This window comes from Pseudomonas sp. PSB18, assembly GCF_014596565.1.
GTDB lineage: Bacteria > Pseudomonadota > Gammaproteobacteria > Pseudomonadales > Pseudomonadaceae > Aquipseudomonas.
The window spans coordinates 271,641-288,314 of record NZ_NOIN01000004.1; the positions used below are offsets into that span (position 1 = coordinate 271,641).

Below are 16,674 nucleotides of genomic sequence, written 5' to 3' on the forward strand. Positions count from 1 at the left end.
GATGAACTACCTGAGCGACAGCTACGTCGAAGAAACCCGCTTCGGCTTCTGGTTCCTGCGCAGCCACACCTGGCAGCACCATGTGCTGCGCGTGGCGATAAATGACTTGCGCGGTCTGTTCAGCACGCCGTTGCCGGCCGAGCCGGTGCTGCTGGACGCCGGTTGTGGCCAGGGCAAATCGTTCCAGTACCTGCGCCAGGTGTTTGCGCCACAGCGGCTGATCGGGGTCGATGCCGATCCCCACAGTCTGGCGTTGAGCGCCGAGGAAGCGGCCCGCCAGGGCATGGCCGTAGAATTGATCGGCAGCGATTGCGCAACCTTGGCGGTACCGGATGCCAGCGTCGACCTGTTGTTCTGCCACCAGACCTTCCATCACCTGGTGGAACAGGAAAAGGCCTTGGCCGAGTTCTATCGCGTGCTCAAGCCCGGCGGCTACCTGATGTTCGCCGAATCCACCGAGGCCTATATCGATACCTGGGTCATCCGCTGGCTGTTCCGTCATCCCATGCATGTACAGAAAAGTGCCGCGCAATACCTGGAGATGATCCGCCAGCAAGGGTTCCGCTTCGACGCCGACAACGTGTCCTATCCCTACCTGTGGTGGAGCCGCGCCAGGGACTTCGGCCTGTTGGAACGTTTTGGCCTGCGCCGCCCCAGGCCGTTCGGCGAGCGGGAAGAAACCCTGGTCAACGTCGTGGCCCGCAAGCCCGTAGAAGGGGTTGGCGAATGATCCGCGCCTGCTTCAATGGCCTGCTGATCGGCTGCCTGTTGCTGCTCGGTGCCTGCGCCGGTCAGGCGCCATTGCCCGAGCGCACGCCCACCCTGGCGCTGCCGCTGCAATTGCACATCGAGCGCCAATTGGCCGGGCAGCGCCAGGACTGGTTGCTGGTGATCCAACGCGAAGACGCCGGCATTCGCTGGTCGATGATGGACCCGCTGGGTATTCCCCTGGCTCGTCAGCGCCTGATCGACGGCCAGTGGCAAGCCGACGGCCTGCTGCCCCCCAACGCTGAAGCCCGGGAGCTGTTCGCCGCGCTGCTGTTCGCCCTGACCCCTGAAACCGAGCTGCCCGGCAATTACCCGAGCGCCCGGCAACAGGCTGCGCAACGAACCCTGGATTCCCGCTGGCAGGTGCGCTACAAGCAGCCGCTGGACTTTCAACTGAGCCTGCCCCAAGGGCCCCACTACCGCATCACACCGCTGACCGAGAGCACTCCATGACCGCCTATTTGAATGCCCTCGGCGTGATCTGTGCCCTGGGCCGCGATAAACATGAAGTGGCGCGCAACCTGTTCGCCGGCGACTGCTCGGGCCTGCGTGTCGAAGCCGGGTGGGTGGCCGAGCGTGCCTTGCCGGTTGCCTCGGTAACGGGTGAACTGGCCCGCATCCCCGAGACCCTGGCCGCCCATGGCAGCCGCAACAATCAGTTGCTGCTGGAGGCCGGGTTGCAGATCCGTCCCGAGATCGACCGGGCCATCCAGGCCTATGGTCGTACGCGCATCGGCATTGTCCTGGGCACCAGCACCTCGGGGATCGACGAGGCCAGCCAGGGCATCGCCCATTATCTGCGCGAACAGCGCTTCCCGGACGGCTACGACTACCAGCAGCAGGAACTCAGCGCGCCGGCCAATTTCCTCTCCGACTGGCTCGGCCTGAGCGGTCCGTCCTATGTGATTTCCACCGCCTGCACCTCCAGCGCCCGCGCCTTGATGAGCGCCCGACGCCTGCTCGACCTGGGCCTGTGCGATGCGGTGCTCTGTGGCGGTGTGGACAGCCTGTGCAAGCTGACCCTCAACGGTTTTTCGGCGTTGGAAGCGGTATCGAACGAACGCTGCAATCCGTTTTCGGTGAACCGCAGCGGCATCAACATCGGCGAGGCGGCCGTGCTGTTTCTCATGAGCAAGACGCCAGGCAATGCAACGCCGATTGCCCTGCTCGGCGACGGCGCCAGCTCCGATGCCCATCATATTTCCGCTCCGGAGCCCAGTGGTCGCGGTGCTCGTCAGGCCATGGAAAAAGCCTTGTTCTGCGCGGGTCTCGAGGCCAGCCAGATCGACTACCTGAACCTGCACGGTACCGCCACGCAACACAACGACGCCATGGAAAGCCATGCGGTGGCCGGCCTGTTTCCCCACGGGGTACTCTGTTCCTCCACCAAACCCATGACCGGCCACACCCTGGGCGCGGCCGGAGCGTTGGAAGCGGCCTTCTGCTGGTTGAGCCTGAGCGTCGAAAACACCACCGGGGCCCTGCCGCCTCATGTCTGGGACGGTCAGGCCGATCCTGAACTGCCGGCCCTGGCCTGGACCCGCGCCGACAGCCGCCTGAACCCGACCGCCCCCCGTCGCCTGATGAGCAATTCGTTTGCCTTCGGCGGCAACAACGTCAGCCTGATTATCGGAGATGCCCCATGATTGACTGGCCACTCGCCGAACTGCTGCCCCACGCAGGCGACATGATTCTCATCGACCGCGTCGTGGCATTCGATGACGAGCAGATCCATACCCGCGCCATCGTCAAACCCGGTGGCTTGTTCAACCGCGCCGACGGTGGCCTGCCGGCCTGGGTCGGCATCGAGTTGATGGCCCAGAGCGTCGCCGCGTTTGCCGGTTGCCATGCGCGCCAACGTGGCGACGCCGTTGAACTGGGCTTTTTGCTCGGCACCCGCAAGTTCGAGTGCAACGTCGACAGTTTTCCAGTCGGTACCGAGCTGGATATCCGCGGTATGCGCTCGCTGGAAGACGACAACGGCATGGGTGTGTTCGAGTGCCATATCGAAGCGCCCGGCATCCATGCTACCGCCCGATTGAACGTGTTCCGCCCACCCCAGTCCGCCCACTACCTCCATGAACCGTCCGCAACAGGAAACCAGCCATGACTGAATCCGTATTGGTCACCGGCTCCAGCCGTGGCATCGGCCGCGCCATCGCCCTGCGCCTGGCCCAGGCCGGGCATGACATCGTGCTGCACTGTCGCAGCGGTCGTGCCGAGGCCGAAACCGTCCAGGCCGAGATCCAGGTCCTCGGTCGACAGGCCCGGGTCCTGCAGTTCGACGTGTCCGACCGTGCCGCCTGCAAAGCCATTCTCGAAGCCGACGTCGAAACCCACGGCGCCTACTATGGCGTGGTGCTCAATGCAGGCCTGACCCGCGACGGTGCGTTTCCAGCCCTGAGTGAAGACGACTGGGACACGGTGATGCGCACCAACCTCGACGGTTTCTACAACGTGCTGCATCCGGTGATGATGCCGATGATCCGTCGTCGCGCCGCCGGACGGATCGTCTGCATCACCTCGGTGTCGGGGTTGATCGGCAACCGCGGCCAGGTCAACTACAGTGCGTCGAAGGCCGGACTGATCGGCGCGGCCAAGGCGTTGGCAATCGAACTCGGCAAGCGCAAGATCACCGTCAATTGCGTCGCGCCAGGGCTGATCGACACCGCCATGCTCGATGAAAACGTCCCCGTGGAAGAACTGATGAAAATGATTCCCGCCCAGCGCATGGGCACGCCGGAAGAAGTGGCCGGCGCGGTGAACTTCCTGATGTCCGCCGAAGCCGGCTACATCACCCGGCAGGTCCTGGCCGTCAACGGAGGCTTGTGCTGATGAAGCGCGTTGTCGTCACCGGCATGGCCGGCATCACCTCCGTGGGCAGCGATTGGGAGACCATCGCCGCCAACTTCGCCGCCAACCGCAGCGGCATTCGGCGCATGGACGAGTGGGACCGTTTCACTGAGCTGAACACCCGCCTGGCCGGCCCCATCGATGATTTCCAGGTCCCGGCCCACTGGACCCGCAAGCAACTGCGCAGCATGGGCCGAGTCTCGCGGTTGGCGGTAGCCGCGGCGGAACAGGCCCTGGCCGACGCCGGCCTGTTGGGCGACGAGTCGATCAAGGACGGACGTATGGGCGTATCCTGCGGCTCGTCGACCGGCAGTACCGACGAGGTCAAGGCGTTCGGCAACATGCTGCTCAACAGCGTGGCCGAAGGCCTGAACGCCAACTCCTATGTGCGGATGATGCCCCATACCACGGCGGCCAATATCAGCATTTTCTTCGGGCTGACCGGACGGATGATTCCCACCTCCAGCGCTTGCACCAGTGGCAGCCACGGCATCGGCTATGCCTATGAGGCGATCAAGTTCGGGCGCCTGCCGTTGATGATTGCCGGCGGCGCCGAAGAACTGTGCCCGACCGAAGCGATGGTCTTCGACGCGCTCTACGCCACCAGCCTGAAGAACGATGCACCGCAGACCAGCCCACGCCCTTACGACAAGGGCCGCGATGGCCTGGTGATCGGTGAAGGTGCCGGCATGCTGGTCCTTGAGGAACTGGAACATGCCCTGGCCCGCGGTGCGCGAATCCACGCCGAAATCGTCGGCTTCGGCAGCAACGCCGACGGCCAGCATGCCACCCGTCCCGAGCTGGTCACCATGCGCCGGGCCATGGAGCTGGCCTTGGAAGATGCGGGCCTCGAACCCTCCGCCATCGGCTACGTCAACGGCCACGGCACCGCCACCGAACAGGGCGACATTGCCGAAACCCTGGCCACCAGCAGCCTGTTCGGTGAGCGCATGCCCATCAGTTCGCAGAAAAGTTTCCTGGGCCACACCTTGGGCGCCTGCGGGGCACTGGAGTCCTGGTTCAGCATCGAGATGATGAACCGCGACCGTTATGTGCATACCTGCAATCTCGACGAAGTCGACCCTCAATGCGGCCAGCTCGATTACCTGCGCAACGAATTCCGGTCGATGAGCAACGAATACGTGATGAACAACAACTTCGCCTTTGGCGGGGTCAACACTTCGTTGATCTTCTGTCGCTGGCACTGACGCCCGTTCCCTCTGGTCAAGGAGACCCTGATGTCGCTGAAGAAAATCGCCGTTACCGCCGCCCTGTTGCTCAGCACCCTGCCGACCCTCAGCCAGGCCCGTGATACGGCACTGTTCCTGCCTTTCGACAAAGTCGTCGCCGAAGCCATCCGCACCGGCAAGATCGACGGCAGCGTGAAGTTCTATCTGGCGGGCAACAAGCCCGCCGGCAACGTCACCGTCGTCAGTCCGGGAGCGGTGACCAACAAGAAGACCAACGCCTTCAACAAGTCCGACGAAGTGGCCTGTGAATGGGTGCTGCAATCGGCGCTGATCAGCCTGCACCAGGCGGCCAAGAACGCCGGGGCCAACGCCGTCACCAACATCGTCGCTTCTACAAGAGCAACGAACGCAAAGACCCTGCGACCTATGAATGCCATGCCGGCGCGATCATGGCCGGCGTTGCATTGAAGGGGGACCTGTCGAAGGTGCAATAAGCCCTCGGGCATTGATGTAGCCTGGTCTGCCGCCATCGCGAGCAGGCTCGCTCCCACAAGGGTTCTGTGCCAGGCACAGGCGTTTGGCTCACTGAGAATCCACTGTGGGAGCGAGCCCTCCTACCCAGTCAGACACCGCCCCGTGCGGTATCTATCTACCACCTCGTCATCCCCTTTCTTCAATAGGTTGTTCTTCCGCACACTTTCCCAGGAAGAACACATGTTGGAAAACACCCCCTCACGGACTGAAAGCCCCGCAAATCCGAGTACCCCGCTGATCAGCCTGCTGGAAACCTCGCAGCAACAGATGATCCGCCTGAACGACGCCGTGCCACGTGCCTCGGCGGTGCTGGCGAAGCACCTGGATGATGGATTCGGCAGGGCGTTTCCCACCCTGCCTGACGGCATCAGCGCCAAAGAGGTCTTCGTGTGTCGACGCAAGGAAGGAACCAGGACCACGATCCGTCTCGACAGGCTTTTTTGGCGCGCAATCGCGGGTAAGTTGAATGCGCAGGAGTTCTTCGACGATTCAAACGACATTGACCTCGTCACCCATAAAAACTACGCCACGGATATGCCCGCCCCCCTGAACGACAGTAACGCAAAGGAAACAATCAAGGGCCTGATCAGCATCACGCCGGGTTCGTGCAAACAACTGTTGACCCAGGCATTGGACGACTTCTGGGCCGGACCTGCCGATTTCAGTCAGGGTCGTAGCGTCAGCACCTGGCTGGCCGATGAATGGGCCGTACAGCTCAAGGCCCAGGCGGACCTTCACAAGCTGGACGGAACGCTGAGCCCGTCGATGCACAAGGCCTTGGTGGAGCGCGCCTTGTCGGCGCCGGACGCGGCGTCTCGTGGGCAACTCCCGGAATACCAGCGGCCCGGCGTCCATAGCCTGAGCGTGATCCCGCCAGGGTGGGCTGTCAGCGTCCCGGTCCCCATGGCCGTGGTGCTGACCCAACACGACAATGCCAACGAGTCGGGTGGCGCAGTGTTGTATCGCCTGGGCGAACCGCTGCACATTTACGAGGACCTTGCGGCGCTCAAGGCCGGTCTGCAAGAAGACAGCGACCCCGGAGACGAGATCGTAACGGCACCGATTGCCGAGCACTTTCTCGTCCGCTTGATCACCGAATTGCGGACAGCGCAAAGGAACGCCGTAGGCAGCGTTTTTCTCAATGGCCCTGCGGAAGCGGAGGAGATCGACGCCTGGATGAGCAGGCTGGATGCAATGGCGGAATTGGGCAATCGACTGGATCTGGCTGCCGCCATGGATGAGCGTGAGCTGCGACTGAGCCTGAAAAAGCTCGATGACTGGTTGCACGCCAATCCCCACGTCACCGGCAGTGACCGTCTGGCGTGGTGGGAGGCGACCCAGGCAGTGCAGACAACCCTGGTGGAAACGGTCCCTGCGCCAGACCCCGTGACACTGGCCACCTCGGATGCCCTGCACGCCCGGACCCGCACCTTGTTGGCCGGTGTCATCCGCGAGAAATACCCGCCGGTCGATCCTGAAGACGTGTCACTGAGCATCAGGAAACAATTGATCGATCCGCATGCCCCCACGGGCGGGTCACCGTTCGGGTCCGGGATATCCCAAGGCAGCGTCAGAGGGGTCATCGACGACCGCCGCTCCCTGACAGAGTGGGCGATGTCCAACCTGACCCTGGATGAACGCAATGCCCCTCGGCCCGCCATAGAAGGACCGCTGAGCTTCGCGCAGATTGTAGAGGTCATCGATCGGGCCAATGTCGGCGCCCGGCTGCCGACCGAGCTGCAAGTTGTAGCCCGGCAAACGCAGGCGCAATGGATGGCCTTGAAAGCCAAACAGATGCGAGCCCAGGTTTGGGCCGCCCATATCTCCGGCGACCTGAGACTCGACCGCGACAATACCGGGTTGAAACTGGTACTGGCGGCGCTGGACAGCCCCGTGTCGACAGGGCGTGTCAAGGTTGGCGGGCACGAGGTGGTGGTCCGTCAACTGCACTGGGGTGATAGCGTACTGAAAGAAATACTGGCGTTTGGGGTCAAGGCCTCGGCGAGCCGCCCCTCGCTGACGCTGTATACGCCAGGGGCGCCGGACGGCAAGACGTTCCGGGACGTGGATGCGGCCAGCAGCCGAGCACTGGAAAGCACGCTGGTGCAGACCCTTACCGCCACACCGCAGATGACCCGCTGGCTCATTTCGCACCTGCCGCTGCTGGAACAGGCCGAGCAGCTTGCCAGCCTGGTGCCGATGTCGGAGAACCTGACGTTCGAGGAGAAGATCAGGAAAGTCACGCGCTCGGTCTTCACCTGGACGAAGGAGCGGGCACAGAATGACTTCGCGAAGAAAATCGCCGCGCCGGTGGTGGAAGCGAACCTGTTCAAGGTGCTGCACGAAACGCAGATCTCCCACGGGATTAAAACCGCGGAAATGCTCACGGTGTCCAATGCCGAGCGCGACAGCGCGTCCGCACAGGAAGGGCGCCGAAACGCCGTCATGCTGTTGACGGGCGCCATGTCGATGTTCCCGGTGGGCCGGCTGGGCGGCATATTGGGCCGCGCGATCCTGCCGACCATGGCGGGCGGTGCCGCGCTGTCTGCGATTGATGATGAGGGCGGCAGCGTCCGTCAATGGGCCACCGATTTCATCGGTGGATTGGGAGAAGTCATCGCCGAAGCCGGGCAGGACCTGATCATGGCCCGCGCGGGACGTCGTCGAAAACAGGCACGCCCGGGCCTGTCGCCTCTCCCCCGCATGCCGGACCCCGAGCTGGAGCCCTATCGGCTCAAGGGCTTCAACGGGCATGGGTTGATCGCCGAGGGACGCCATCGGTACAGGGGTGCCGACGGGCAGGGCTACCTGAAGCTTGGAAACGGTTATTACAAAACGGCGATCCAGGCCGGCGAACGGATCATCTACGCGCCGGACAACCGCTCGAATCAGCGAACGGTCACGTGGGAAAATGACCGCTGGCACATTGAGAAGCGCCATGGGTTACGTGGAGGTGGCCCGTTCCACAGCCTGCTCGGGCGACGCCCTGAAACGCCACGACAACGGACCTGCAATGCCTTGGTGGAGGGCGTGCTGGTGATGAACCGCTACCCCTCCTCTGAAGCGATCAGTACCGCAGAAGCCATCTTCGACTCCATGCCTGAAGCACTGTCCGAACGCATCCTTCGCGAGAGCATGGCAGATGTCGGTGCGGCCGACATCAACGCTTACCGCACACGAATCGATGACATGACCTGGGGGCGGGGCGATCTGTCCAGACGCAAAGCGATCCAGATGCAACTACTGGACAAGATGAATACATGGAGCATCGTTGTCCTGAGCAGCAAAAGCATCGAAGAAAACGTGTCCAACATCGACCTGAGCGATACCCAGAAAATAAAAATATACGACACGATACTGGCGCACAGAGACATGTTCTTCACCGAAGACCGGATCAAGGTCAATACAACGGTCATCACCGATAACATTACCGGCGCCATATTCATGACCTTCACCTCCAAAGGCGGGCGGAAGAAGGCAGCCATGGAGAAAATAGCCAAGGATACGCGGGACATGTTGAATGCCGTGGAAACCACGATGGATGCCAGGATACAGGCGCGATTCCCGGGAAATGATCCAGAAACGAAGGCGGCCCGGGAAAAATATACCGCCTCGGAGGAGTCCTATGACGAGTTGATCGCTGCCCTGCGGGAAGAGAAGCAGCGCAGGCACAAGCCCGGCTTGCTGACGGAGATCAGAAACAATCGAGTGCCCTACATCATCGCCAACAAAGGCCGGACCCAACGCAACGTCATGTTGCTCACCGGCGAAGACATCACGAACTTCAGCCGTACACTGGCCAACTACGAACCGTTCGATATCGAGATCGTGACCCAGGCTCGAACCCACAAAGTGGAGGGTACACCGTCGGCGGTCACGCCCCCGGTTTCACCTCCTCCATCGCCGGCACCGGACACCTTCACCGTCACCACCAGCCCATTGGCCGAAACCCAGATGTCCTACGCCAGCTTCTCGGAGGCGGCTAAAACCAGAGTCCGAGTCATCACCGAAGATATTCGCGCGGGAAGGGTAACCACCAAGAAGAGCAACCGATATTACTGGTACACCATGGCCCAGCTGACCCCGGGCGGTGGCAAAGGCGCATGGCGCGCCGCGTTTGAACGCGAGGGCGATAACTGGACACTCCGAGGGTTCTACGATTACCACGCCAACGGCCCTGCGACGGTTTGGGAAGGCTAAGAAAGAGGGCGCCGAAAGGCGCCCTCTTTCTTGCAGGTTGGCCATCTATCAAGTGCTGGCATGCAGCTTCAACCCCAACGCTCTGACAACTTTCAAAATGGTTCCAAATTCAGGATTTCCTTCCCCCGACAAGGCACGATAAAGATTCTCACGTGATAACCCTGCATCACGAGCCACTTGGGTCATTCCGCGAGCTCGTGCAATGGTCCCCAGGGCTTTTGCGATGAATGCGGGATCGTCTCCGGCCTCCTCCATGCATGCATCCAGATAATTGGCCATGTCCTCTTCGGTCTTGAGGTACTCGGCAGAGTCCCAACGAGTGAACTGTTCGGTCATGGGTTTTGCTCCTGCCAGGATTTCGCTATGAGCCTGGCTTGTTTGATATCACGAGTCTGACTGCTTTTATCACCGCCACACAGAAGAATTCAAGCCAGCATCAAGCCGTCCTTTCAGAACCGGAAATACCCGTATTTTCAGCCAATAACGCCACAAACGCCTTCGCCATCGGCGAACGCTGGTCCTTACGCTGTACCAACCACACCGCCGACACCGCCGCGGGGTCGAGCAATGGCCGGTAGACCACGCCATCGACCCGTATCCGCTGGTAAGACGCCGGCAATACCGAAACCCCCAGCCCTGCCGCCACCAGGCCGATGATGGTCATGGCTTCGCCGGCTTCCTGGGCGAAGTGGGGGCTGAAACCGGCGTCACGGGCCAGGCTCAGCAGTTGTGCATAAAGGCCGCTGCCGTAGCTGCGGGGGAAAAACACAAAGGGTTCCTGAGCCAGTGCCGAGAGAAACAATCCCTCGTCGCTGCTCTGGGCCAGCGGGTGCTTGGCACTGAGCACCGCCACCAGCGGTTCGCGGCTGAGTTCGATTTCGCTCAAGGCGTCGGGCAGCGGCAGGGGCCGCATGATGCCGATCTCGATCGTTTCGTCCAGCAACGCATCGGCCACCTGGGTACTGCTCATTTCCCGCAGGTTCAGATGCACGGCCGGGAAGCGCTGGCGAAACGCAAAGATCGCCTGGGGAATGGTGGAGTTGAACGGCGCCGAAGAGGTGAAACCGATCTTCAGCTCACCCAGCTCCCCCTGTTGGGCGCGACGCGCCACGTCGGCGGCCCTGTCGACCTGGGCCAGCACCCGCCGTGCCTCTTCGAGAAACAGCCGCCCGGCTTCGCTCAACTCCACCCGACGATTGGTGCGCTCGAACAGCCGCGCGCCGATCTCCTGCTCCAGGGCCTGGATCTGCTGGCTCAGGGGCGGCTGGGAAATACCTAAAGCCAACGCGGCGCGGCCAAAATGCAGCTCTTCGGCCACGGCGATGAAGTAACGCAGGTGACGCAGTTCCATGGGCGATCCAATAGGTCGTGAAACGTCTCAAACAGGTCGAACAATATATTGGATAGAAACGTTAGCCGGCTATATGCTTTTTTCATTGCCTGCCTGATCGTGCTCTTGCGAGGTCCATCGTGAAAACTGCTGTCGCGCCACTGGCCCATGAAATCCCCTCCCGCGTGCAGGACGACGTCGTTACCGAATTGAAGGACATCTACATAGAAAAAGGCACGCCGATGTTCATGCGCACGGTACTGGCGCTGTTCTGTGGCGGCTTTGCAACCTTTGCCCTGTTGTATTGCGTACAGCCGATGATGCCGTTGTTGTCCAGGGAGTTCTCCGTCAACGCGGCGCAAAGCAGCCTGATCCTGTCGGTGGCGACCGGCCTGCTCGCCGTCGGCCTGTTGATCACCGGACCGATTTCCGACCGCATCGGTCGCAAGTCGGTGATGGTCACCGCGCTGTTCGCCGCCGCACTGTGCACCGTGGCCAGCGCCATGATGCCGACCTGGCATGGCGTATTGCTGCTCCGGGCCTTGGTGGGGTTGTCGTTGAGCGGATTGGCCGCCGTCGCGATGACCTACCTGAGTGAAGAGATCCATCCCAAGCACATCGGCCTGGCGATGGGGCTGTACATCGCCGGCAACGCCATCGGTGGCATGTGCGGGCGCCTGATCACCGGCGTGCTGATCGACTTTGTCAGCTGGCACACCGCGATGCTGGTGATTGGCGGCCTGGCCCTGATCGCCGCGGCGGTGTTCTGGAGGATCCTGCCCGAGTCGCGCAACTTCCGCCCGCGCTCGCTGCATCCACGCAGCTTGCTGGACGGCTTCACCCGGCACTTTCGTGATGCTGGCCTGCCGTTGCTGTTTCTCGAAGCCTTCGTACTGATGGGCGCGTTCGTGACACTGTTCAACTACATCGGCTACCGCCTGCTGGCCGAGCCTTATCATCTGGACCAGGCCCTCGTGGGACTGCTGTCGGTGGTGTACTTGTCGGGCATCTACAGCTCGGCCAAAGTCGGCGCGCTGGCGGACAAGCTTGGCCGACGCAAGATGCTCTGGGCCACCATTGCCTTGATGCTGGCCGGTCTCGCCCTGACCATGGCGACGCCCCTGGCGCTGGTGATCCCAGGCATGCTGGTCTTCACGTTCGGTTTCTTCGGCGCCCACTCGGTCGCCAGCAGCTGGATCGGCCGCCGTGCTCTCACCGCCAAGGGCCAGGCATCGTCGCTTTATCTGTTCAGCTATTACGCCGGCTCGAGCGTGGCTGGCACCGCCGGCGGCGTGGCCTGGCACCTGGGTGGGTGGAACGGTGTCGGCCTGTTCATTGGCGCGTTGCTGCTGGTGGCGTTGTCGGTGGCGGTAAAACTGGCGAAATTGCCAGTGTTGCCAGGAAACATGCCGGTCTGAACACCTCCTGTGGGAGCAAAGCTTGCTCGCGATTACGGTGAGTCAACCAGCCACAATGTCGGCTGGTCTGCCCCATCGCGAGCAAGCTTCGCTCCCACAGGGTTTGCGCCGTTTGATTTTTAACTGACTGGCATCAGGCACATGTCCAGCCAATCACTGCCGCAATACCACCCGCGCTTCCAGCACGCCATCGCGCGCTTCCAAGGCCAGCGATCGCACGGTCGCGCCGTCCCGTTCGTGACGATCCAGCCAATGGAGCAGCGGGTTGGCATCGCCAGTGACGGTGAGCCGTAACGAATCGCCCTCGATCTCCATTTCGGCTATTTCCAGGCCCGCCGCCGTCGCACTGTCGTTGACCCGTACCGACAATGGACGCAGCGCGGCGCTGGTGTCCCGGTCGGGTTCGGCGCGCTGGATTCGTGCATTCAGTTGCGCCTGTTGGCGATACTGTCGCTCAGCACTCTCCAAGCGTAGGCGAGTGGGTTGCCAGATCGAGGCATAACCCAAAACCACCAGGACAACCACGGCGAGGCCCAGCAACAACCGTTGCTCGCGGCCAGACATGCTTCCCCAGGCCTGCTTCAGGCGTGCCCATCCACCGAGGCTCATCAACTGTCCTCCAGGGTGAGGGTCGCCTGTACCCGGTTGTTCTGCTTGCTGGCACTGCCCAAGGTGAGGGGCAGGCCGTTCTGCTGCCCGCGTTCACGCAATTGCTCAAGCTCGATGAAGCTGTTGGCGGTCAGCTGGATTTTCCAGCCTTCGTGCTCTCGGAACTCGATCTCCTGCACCTCGACAGGGCTGGCGCCAACCACCTGCTCAGTCAGGCGGACCAACCGAGCGACCTGGGTGACCTGGTTTTGACCGCGACGCTGCTGCAACGCCTGGAACTGCGCCGCCAGGTCAACGACAGGGTCCTGCCAGGGATACAGCGACCTGAATTGCTGCTCACCTTGCGCGTACAGACGACGGGTTTCATTGTGCAGAAAACCGATGCGGGCTTCGTCGAGCGCCCAGGTCAGCACAAACATGCCCAGCACGGCCATCGCCGCACCGCGCCAGGGCAGACGCTGACGCCGCCGCCGGAACTCGCCCTGCAACAGGTTGATGGGATGTCCCTCAGTGCCCAGCAGCCACTCGTCGATGCCAGGGCGATCAGTCGCCTCGTCCAGCCAGTGGATGTCCTCGGACAGACTCGGCTTGAGCGTTGCCAAGGCTTGGGCCGACAGAGCCATCCGCGCCGGCAGCGCTCCCCCCAGCAGCCAGCGACCGAACCAGCGCACCCCGAAAGCCTTGTCCTCGGCGATCAGCTCGGCATCGACATGGATCGCCCGGGCATCGATGCCATGGGCGTCGAGCAACGCCAACAGCGCCTGGAACCGGGCCCGCTGAATCACCAGCAGCGGATAGCGTTGCTGACGATCCCGTAAACCGATGCCGATGTGCAGCGCCTCCAGGTTCTCGCTCAGTTGCTCTTCGACGGCGAATGCCAAGGCCTGGGGTCGGGGCTGGCGGCGGGAGGGCCAGGGATCGCTACGCATCCAACTGCACATTTCCATCGGCAACAACACATCGACAACCCGCCCGTTCAACTCGCGAGCGGCTTCGTGCAAAGGCAGGCAACGGCGTTCACCCGAGGGCGACCACACGCAGCAACGCCAATTGGCACAGGGGGCACCCATGCCTTCGGCGGTCAGGTAAAGCCAGGTTTTCATCAAGGAAGCTCACTGGGGCTGATGGGTAAAAAGCGGCGCTGGCGAACAGTCCAGTGCCCGGTCACAGGATCACGTTCGATGTCCGAGGCCAGGCGCAGGTGGCGGTCCGCTTGAGTCACGTTCACGGTGATCCGGAACCAGCGGCTGCTCACGCCCAAGCCATGGCTGCTCAGGCCCAGGCCGGACAACAACGGGTCGCCGGTGAACGCCTGGACACTGGCGTAGGGAGTGTCGGCACGCCGCGCGATCACGGCGTTTGCAGCGCCGGCGTCCATGCCGTCCAGGGCCATCAGGACATGCTGCGGTGCGGTGTTGATATTCAGCTGCGCGTCCATGGGCAGCACTGCCACCCAAGGTTCCAGGCGTTGCAGGGTCTGACCGTCGATACCGGGCAACAGTCGCAGCTGACTCAACTCCTGGACGGCTCCGACCTGGGGCAACGACAACTCCGGTAAATCCAGCAGGGTGAGCAACCGGGCCCAGCGTCCCAAGGTCACTTGATCGATCTGCCCGCGAGCCAATAATGGATTGAGGTTCAGACGCCCGGACAGGTCTTCGATATCAACGTCGATCCCGGTGTCGTCCAGCGCCAGGGCAGGCGCCAGCCGGGCCCAGTCCTGGCTCAGGCCGACGGGCCCGGCCTGGGCGTCCACGCTGTCTTCCAGCACGGCGCGCGCCCAGGCTTCAGCGGCCAGCCCTAGTTGACGCAAGTGGACCTGTTGCAGCTGCTGCGCGCTGCTGTGCAAAAACAGGCGATGGCTGCGCAACATCCCACCGACCAGCAGCAACGCCAGGCTCAACACCAGCAGCACACTGATCAATGCCACCCCGCGTTGATGCGTCATGGCAACGCTCCCGGCAACAGCAGGACCCGACGGATCTGCTCGAAGCGCCCCGTCGACACATTCAGTTCCAATGCCAGCGGCCAGCCATCGCCCGCGGTTTCGCCATGCCAACCCCGTTGCGAGTCAAACAGGCGCCAACTCAGGCTGCGGACATCATCGAGCAGTTTCTGCCGCTGCAGAGTGGTCGTTCCTTCGCCAAAGCTGTCGCGCCACAACGCTGCGCCTTCGAGTCGATAGCTCACCGTCTGCCGCTCGCTGCGAGGCTGGTCCAGTGGATTGCGCCAATGACTGCGTTGCAATTGCAGGTGACCCGGCCCGAGCACGACAGAGCCGGCCACGGCCTGCCACGCGTCGCGCTCGATCACGCCCACGGCACGCTGCAAGGCCCTGATTTCCCGCTCATGCTGACCGGCCCCTTGCTGAGTACGCACGACAGCGTCGAACAGGCGCCAACCGGCGAGGCCGAGCAGCGCGAAGAGGGCGATGGCGATGACCAGTTCCAACAAGGTGAACCCCGACTGTCTATTCATGATGGTTGCGGATCCACCCGGTCACTTGGTGTATGGCGGACGAGCCGGTGGCGCGGCTGACCTGGATCTCGACTTGAAGCAGACGTGGGTCGCGGGCCGGGGCGATACGCTGTTGCAGGGTCCAGTCGCGACGATCCATAGACCGGGTCAGGTGCTGTCGGCCCGGCGCGGTGGCGGCTTGCAGGCGCAGCTCGCTCAACTGGTTGTCGGCCAGCCAGGCACCGAACAGACGGTCCTCGAGCGCGACACTTTGCCTGAGCACGAACTGGCTGGCCGACAGCGCCGCCGCTGCCACCGTGGCAAAAATCGTCAGGGCGATCATGACCTCCAGCAAGGTAAATCCCTGGCAAGCGGCCGGTCTGCGAAACTCACTCATCGATCGACGGCTCCGCCAGACCATCGCTCGACACCTGCGCAATACGCTGGCCGGCGACGTTCACCCGCAACCTGAACGGACTGATCTCATCGCTGCTGAGCATCAGCAATTGCGGTGCGCCTGGCATCTCGTCGAGGACCCAGGCATGACCGTCCTGCTCCAGCCCCAGCGTCATGCCTTCCGGTAACCGGTGCATTGCCGCCACCGCTGTCCAACCTCGGGCGTCGAGTCGCAATGCCTGATAGCCGCGAGGCTGTACCCACACACCGTATTCCAGCCCATCCAGCACCGCCCGCTCGCGCAACTGCTGCACCACACGGATGAAGTCCAGGGCCTGCTGCCGGGCCTCACGCGCCGGACTCGGCCCGATGGCGAGGCTGACCGTACCCGCCAATACCCCGATCAGGACAAGGACGACCATCAGTTCAAGCAAAGTGAACCCCCTGCAGCGACGGCCCATGCTCATTCGCCCCAGTTGCCGATGTCGGCCGCTGTCCCCTCACCGCCCGGCGCGCCGTCGGCACCCAGCGAGTACAGGTCATAGCTGCCATCGGCGGCCTTGAGACCAGGGTTGAGATACTGATAGGGCGTGCCCCAGGGATCGATCGGCAGGCTTTTCAGATAGCCCTGGGGATTCCAGTTTCTCGCCGCAGGCGTGCCGGACGGACGTTTACTCAGTGCATCGAGGCCCTGTCGGGTCGACGGGTAATGGAAATTGTCCAGCCGGTACATTTCCAGTGCCGTGGAAATCGCCTGTATATCGGTGCGGGCGGCCGTGATCTTGGCTTGATCGGGTCGGCTCATGAACTGCGGCACCACCATGGCGCCCAGCACGCCGATGATGACCACCACCACCATGATTTCGATCAGCGTAAAGCCGCGTTGCAGGCATGCAGGCCGGTTGTTTTGAAGTTTCAT

Annotated in this window: 17 protein-coding genes and 1 pseudogene; 9 read left to right on the forward strand and 9 right to left on the reverse strand. The window is 62.6% G+C overall.

Translation table 11 applies throughout. The annotated features are described in order from the left end of the window. The first annotated feature begins 1 nt into the window (after position 1). The 8 genes and pseudogenes from CGA22_RS12175 (at position 2) to CGA22_RS12210 (ending at position 9,545) form a co-directional block, all read left to right on the forward strand. Complete coding sequence (locus CGA22_RS12175; protein WP_041021988.1) at positions 2–730, forward strand: class I SAM-dependent methyltransferase; 729 nt, start codon at positions 2–4, stop codon at positions 728–730. Then, positions 727–1,221: a DUF3261 domain-containing protein gene (locus CGA22_RS12180; RefSeq protein ID WP_041021987.1), complete on the forward strand. Its 495-nt coding sequence runs from the start codon at positions 727–729 to the stop codon at positions 1,219–1,221. The genes CGA22_RS12175 and CGA22_RS12180 overlap by 4 nt, the downstream gene beginning before the upstream one ends. Further along, entirely contained in the window at positions 1,218–2,414 is a 1,197-nt protein-coding gene (locus CGA22_RS12185) for a beta-ketoacyl-[acyl-carrier-protein] synthase family protein (protein WP_041021986.1), read from the forward strand. Before CGA22_RS12180 ends, CGA22_RS12185 begins: the two co-directional genes overlap by 4 nt. After that, positions 2,411–2,878 carry a hotdog family protein gene (locus CGA22_RS12190; protein ID WP_041021985.1) on the forward strand — a complete coding sequence of 156 codons (468 nt, stop codon included), beginning with the start codon at positions 2,411–2,413 and terminating at the stop codon, positions 2,876–2,878. Before CGA22_RS12185 ends, CGA22_RS12190 begins: the two co-directional genes overlap by 4 nt. After that, positions 2,875–3,603 (forward strand): 3-oxoacyl-ACP reductase FabG, encoded by a 729-nt coding sequence (gene fabG, locus CGA22_RS12195; RefSeq protein WP_041021984.1) that lies wholly within the window; start codon positions 2,875–2,877, stop codon positions 3,601–3,603. Before CGA22_RS12190 ends, fabG begins: the two co-directional genes overlap by 4 nt. Beyond that, positions 3,603–4,829 (forward strand): beta-ketoacyl-ACP synthase, encoded by a 1,227-nt coding sequence (locus CGA22_RS12200; protein WP_041021983.1) that lies wholly within the window; start codon positions 3,603–3,605, stop codon positions 4,827–4,829. The genes fabG and CGA22_RS12200 overlap by 1 nt, the downstream gene beginning before the upstream one ends. 30 nt (positions 4,830–4,859) lie before the next feature. Then, a pseudogene (locus tag CGA22_RS12205) lies at positions 4,860–5,305 on the forward strand (excinuclease). 220 nt (positions 5,306–5,525) lie between these two features. Beyond that, on the forward strand, positions 5,526–9,545 hold the full coding sequence (locus CGA22_RS12210; RefSeq protein WP_041021982.1) for a dermonecrotic toxin domain-containing protein: 4,020 nt from the start codon (positions 5,526–5,528) through the stop codon (positions 9,543–9,545). A gap of 48 nt (positions 9,546–9,593) precedes the next feature. Here the strand turns inward: CGA22_RS12210 and CGA22_RS12215 are convergent, their stop codons facing one another. Both CGA22_RS12215 and CGA22_RS12220 read right to left on the reverse strand, forming a co-directional pair. Next, positions 9,594–9,881, reverse strand: a complete 288-nt coding sequence (locus tag CGA22_RS12215; protein WP_041021981.1) for an addiction module antidote protein — start codon at positions 9,879–9,881, stop codon at positions 9,594–9,596. Between the two features lie 100 nt (positions 9,882–9,981). After that, on the reverse strand, positions 9,982–10,896 hold the full coding sequence (locus CGA22_RS12220; protein WP_041021980.1) for a LysR family transcriptional regulator: 915 nt from the start codon (positions 10,894–10,896) through the stop codon (positions 9,982–9,984). 221 nt (positions 10,897–11,117) lie between these two features. Between CGA22_RS12220 and CGA22_RS12225 the strand changes: the two genes are divergently transcribed. Then, positions 11,118–12,293 carry an MFS transporter gene (locus CGA22_RS12225; RefSeq protein WP_223194766.1) on the forward strand — a complete coding sequence of 392 codons (1,176 nt, stop codon included), beginning with the start codon at positions 11,118–11,120 and terminating at the stop codon, positions 12,291–12,293. 153 nt (positions 12,294–12,446) lie between these two features. Here the strand turns inward: CGA22_RS12225 and gspM are convergent, their stop codons facing one another. Genes gspM through gspG form a run of 7 tightly spaced genes read right to left on the reverse strand, consistent with a single transcriptional unit; the run spans position 12,447 to position 16,674 of the window. Beyond that, entirely contained in the window at positions 12,447–12,902 is a 456-nt protein-coding gene (gspM, locus tag CGA22_RS12230; RefSeq protein WP_041021978.1) for a type II secretion system protein GspM, read from the reverse strand. Then, positions 12,902–14,005, reverse strand: coding sequence for a type II secretion system protein GspL (gene gspL, locus CGA22_RS12235; RefSeq protein ID WP_188258598.1), 1,104 nt, complete (start codon positions 14,003–14,005; stop codon positions 12,902–12,904). The genes gspM and gspL overlap by 1 nt, the downstream gene beginning before the upstream one ends. After that, positions 14,005–14,850: a type II secretion system protein GspK gene (locus CGA22_RS12240; RefSeq protein WP_041021976.1), complete on the reverse strand. Its 846-nt coding sequence runs from the start codon at positions 14,848–14,850 to the stop codon at positions 14,005–14,007. Before CGA22_RS12240 ends, gspL begins: the two co-directional genes overlap by 1 nt. Beyond that, a complete protein-coding gene (locus CGA22_RS12245) occupies positions 14,847–15,380 on the reverse strand; it encodes a type II secretion system protein GspJ (protein ID WP_041021975.1) in 534 nt (177 codons plus the stop codon). The genes CGA22_RS12240 and CGA22_RS12245 overlap by 4 nt, the downstream gene beginning before the upstream one ends. Further along, entirely contained in the window at positions 15,373–15,756 is a 384-nt protein-coding gene (gene gspI, locus CGA22_RS12250) for a type II secretion system minor pseudopilin GspI (RefSeq protein ID WP_041021974.1), read from the reverse strand. The genes CGA22_RS12245 and gspI overlap by 8 nt, the downstream gene beginning before the upstream one ends. Further along, the gene (gene gspH, locus CGA22_RS12255) at positions 15,749–16,222 is read right to left on the reverse strand and encodes a type II secretion system minor pseudopilin GspH (protein WP_317451655.1); all 474 of its coding nucleotides are present in this window, start codon (positions 16,220–16,222) and stop codon (positions 15,749–15,751) included. Before gspH ends, gspI begins: the two co-directional genes overlap by 8 nt. Continuing rightward, positions 16,219–16,674 carry a type II secretion system major pseudopilin GspG gene (gspG, locus tag CGA22_RS12260; protein WP_041021972.1) on the reverse strand — a complete coding sequence of 152 codons (456 nt, stop codon included), beginning with the start codon at positions 16,672–16,674 and terminating at the stop codon, positions 16,219–16,221. Before gspG ends, gspH begins: the two co-directional genes overlap by 4 nt.

Excerpts from the sequence above, each read along its gene's own strand:
- gspI (WP_041021974.1), bottom strand. The coding sequence starts at position 15,756 with ATGAGTGAGTTTCGCAGACCGGCCGCTTGCCAGGGATTTACCTTGCTG.
- CGA22_RS12220 (WP_041021980.1), bottom strand. The coding sequence starts at position 10,896 with ATGGAACTGCGTCACCTGCGTTACTTCATCGCCGTGGCCGAAGAGCTG.
- CGA22_RS12185 (WP_041021986.1), top strand. The coding sequence starts at position 1,218 with ATGACCGCCTATTTGAATGCCCTCGGCGTGATCTGTGCCCTGGGCCGC.
- fabG (WP_041021984.1), top strand. The coding sequence starts at position 2,875 with ATGACTGAATCCGTATTGGTCACCGGCTCCAGCCGTGGCATCGGCCGC.
- CGA22_RS12245 (WP_041021975.1), bottom strand. The coding sequence starts at position 15,380 with ATGAATAGACAGTCGGGGTTCACCTTGTTGGAACTGGTCATCGCCATC.
- CGA22_RS12200 (WP_041021983.1), top strand. The coding sequence starts at position 3,603 with ATGAAGCGCGTTGTCGTCACCGGCATGGCCGGCATCACCTCCGTGGGC.
- gspL (WP_188258598.1), bottom strand. The coding sequence starts at position 14,005 with ATGAAAACCTGGCTTTACCTGACCGCCGAAGGCATGGGTGCCCCCTGT.
- gspH (WP_317451655.1), bottom strand. The coding sequence starts at position 16,222 with ATGAGCATGGGCCGTCGCTGCAGGGGGTTCACTTTGCTTGAACTGATG.
- CGA22_RS12175 (WP_041021988.1), top strand. The coding sequence starts at position 2 with ATGAACTACCTGAGCGACAGCTACGTCGAAGAAACCCGCTTCGGCTTC.
- CGA22_RS12210 (WP_041021982.1), top strand. The coding sequence starts at position 5,526 with ATGTTGGAAAACACCCCCTCACGGACTGAAAGCCCCGCAAATCCGAGT.
- CGA22_RS12190 (WP_041021985.1), top strand. The coding sequence starts at position 2,411 with ATGATTGACTGGCCACTCGCCGAACTGCTGCCCCACGCAGGCGACATG.
- CGA22_RS12240 (WP_041021976.1), bottom strand. The coding sequence starts at position 14,850 with ATGACGCATCAACGCGGGGTGGCATTGATCAGTGTGCTGCTGGTGTTG.
- gspG (WP_041021972.1), bottom strand. The coding sequence starts at position 16,674 with ATGAAACTTCAAAACAACCGGCCTGCATGCCTGCAACGCGGCTTTACG.
- CGA22_RS12215 (WP_041021981.1), bottom strand. The coding sequence starts at position 9,881 with ATGACCGAACAGTTCACTCGTTGGGACTCTGCCGAGTACCTCAAGACC.
- CGA22_RS12225 (WP_223194766.1), top strand. The coding sequence starts at position 11,118 with ATGTTCATGCGCACGGTACTGGCGCTGTTCTGTGGCGGCTTTGCAACC.
- CGA22_RS12180 (WP_041021987.1), top strand. The coding sequence starts at position 727 with ATGATCCGCGCCTGCTTCAATGGCCTGCTGATCGGCTGCCTGTTGCTG.
- gspM (WP_041021978.1), bottom strand. The coding sequence starts at position 12,902 with ATGAGCCTCGGTGGATGGGCACGCCTGAAGCAGGCCTGGGGAAGCATG.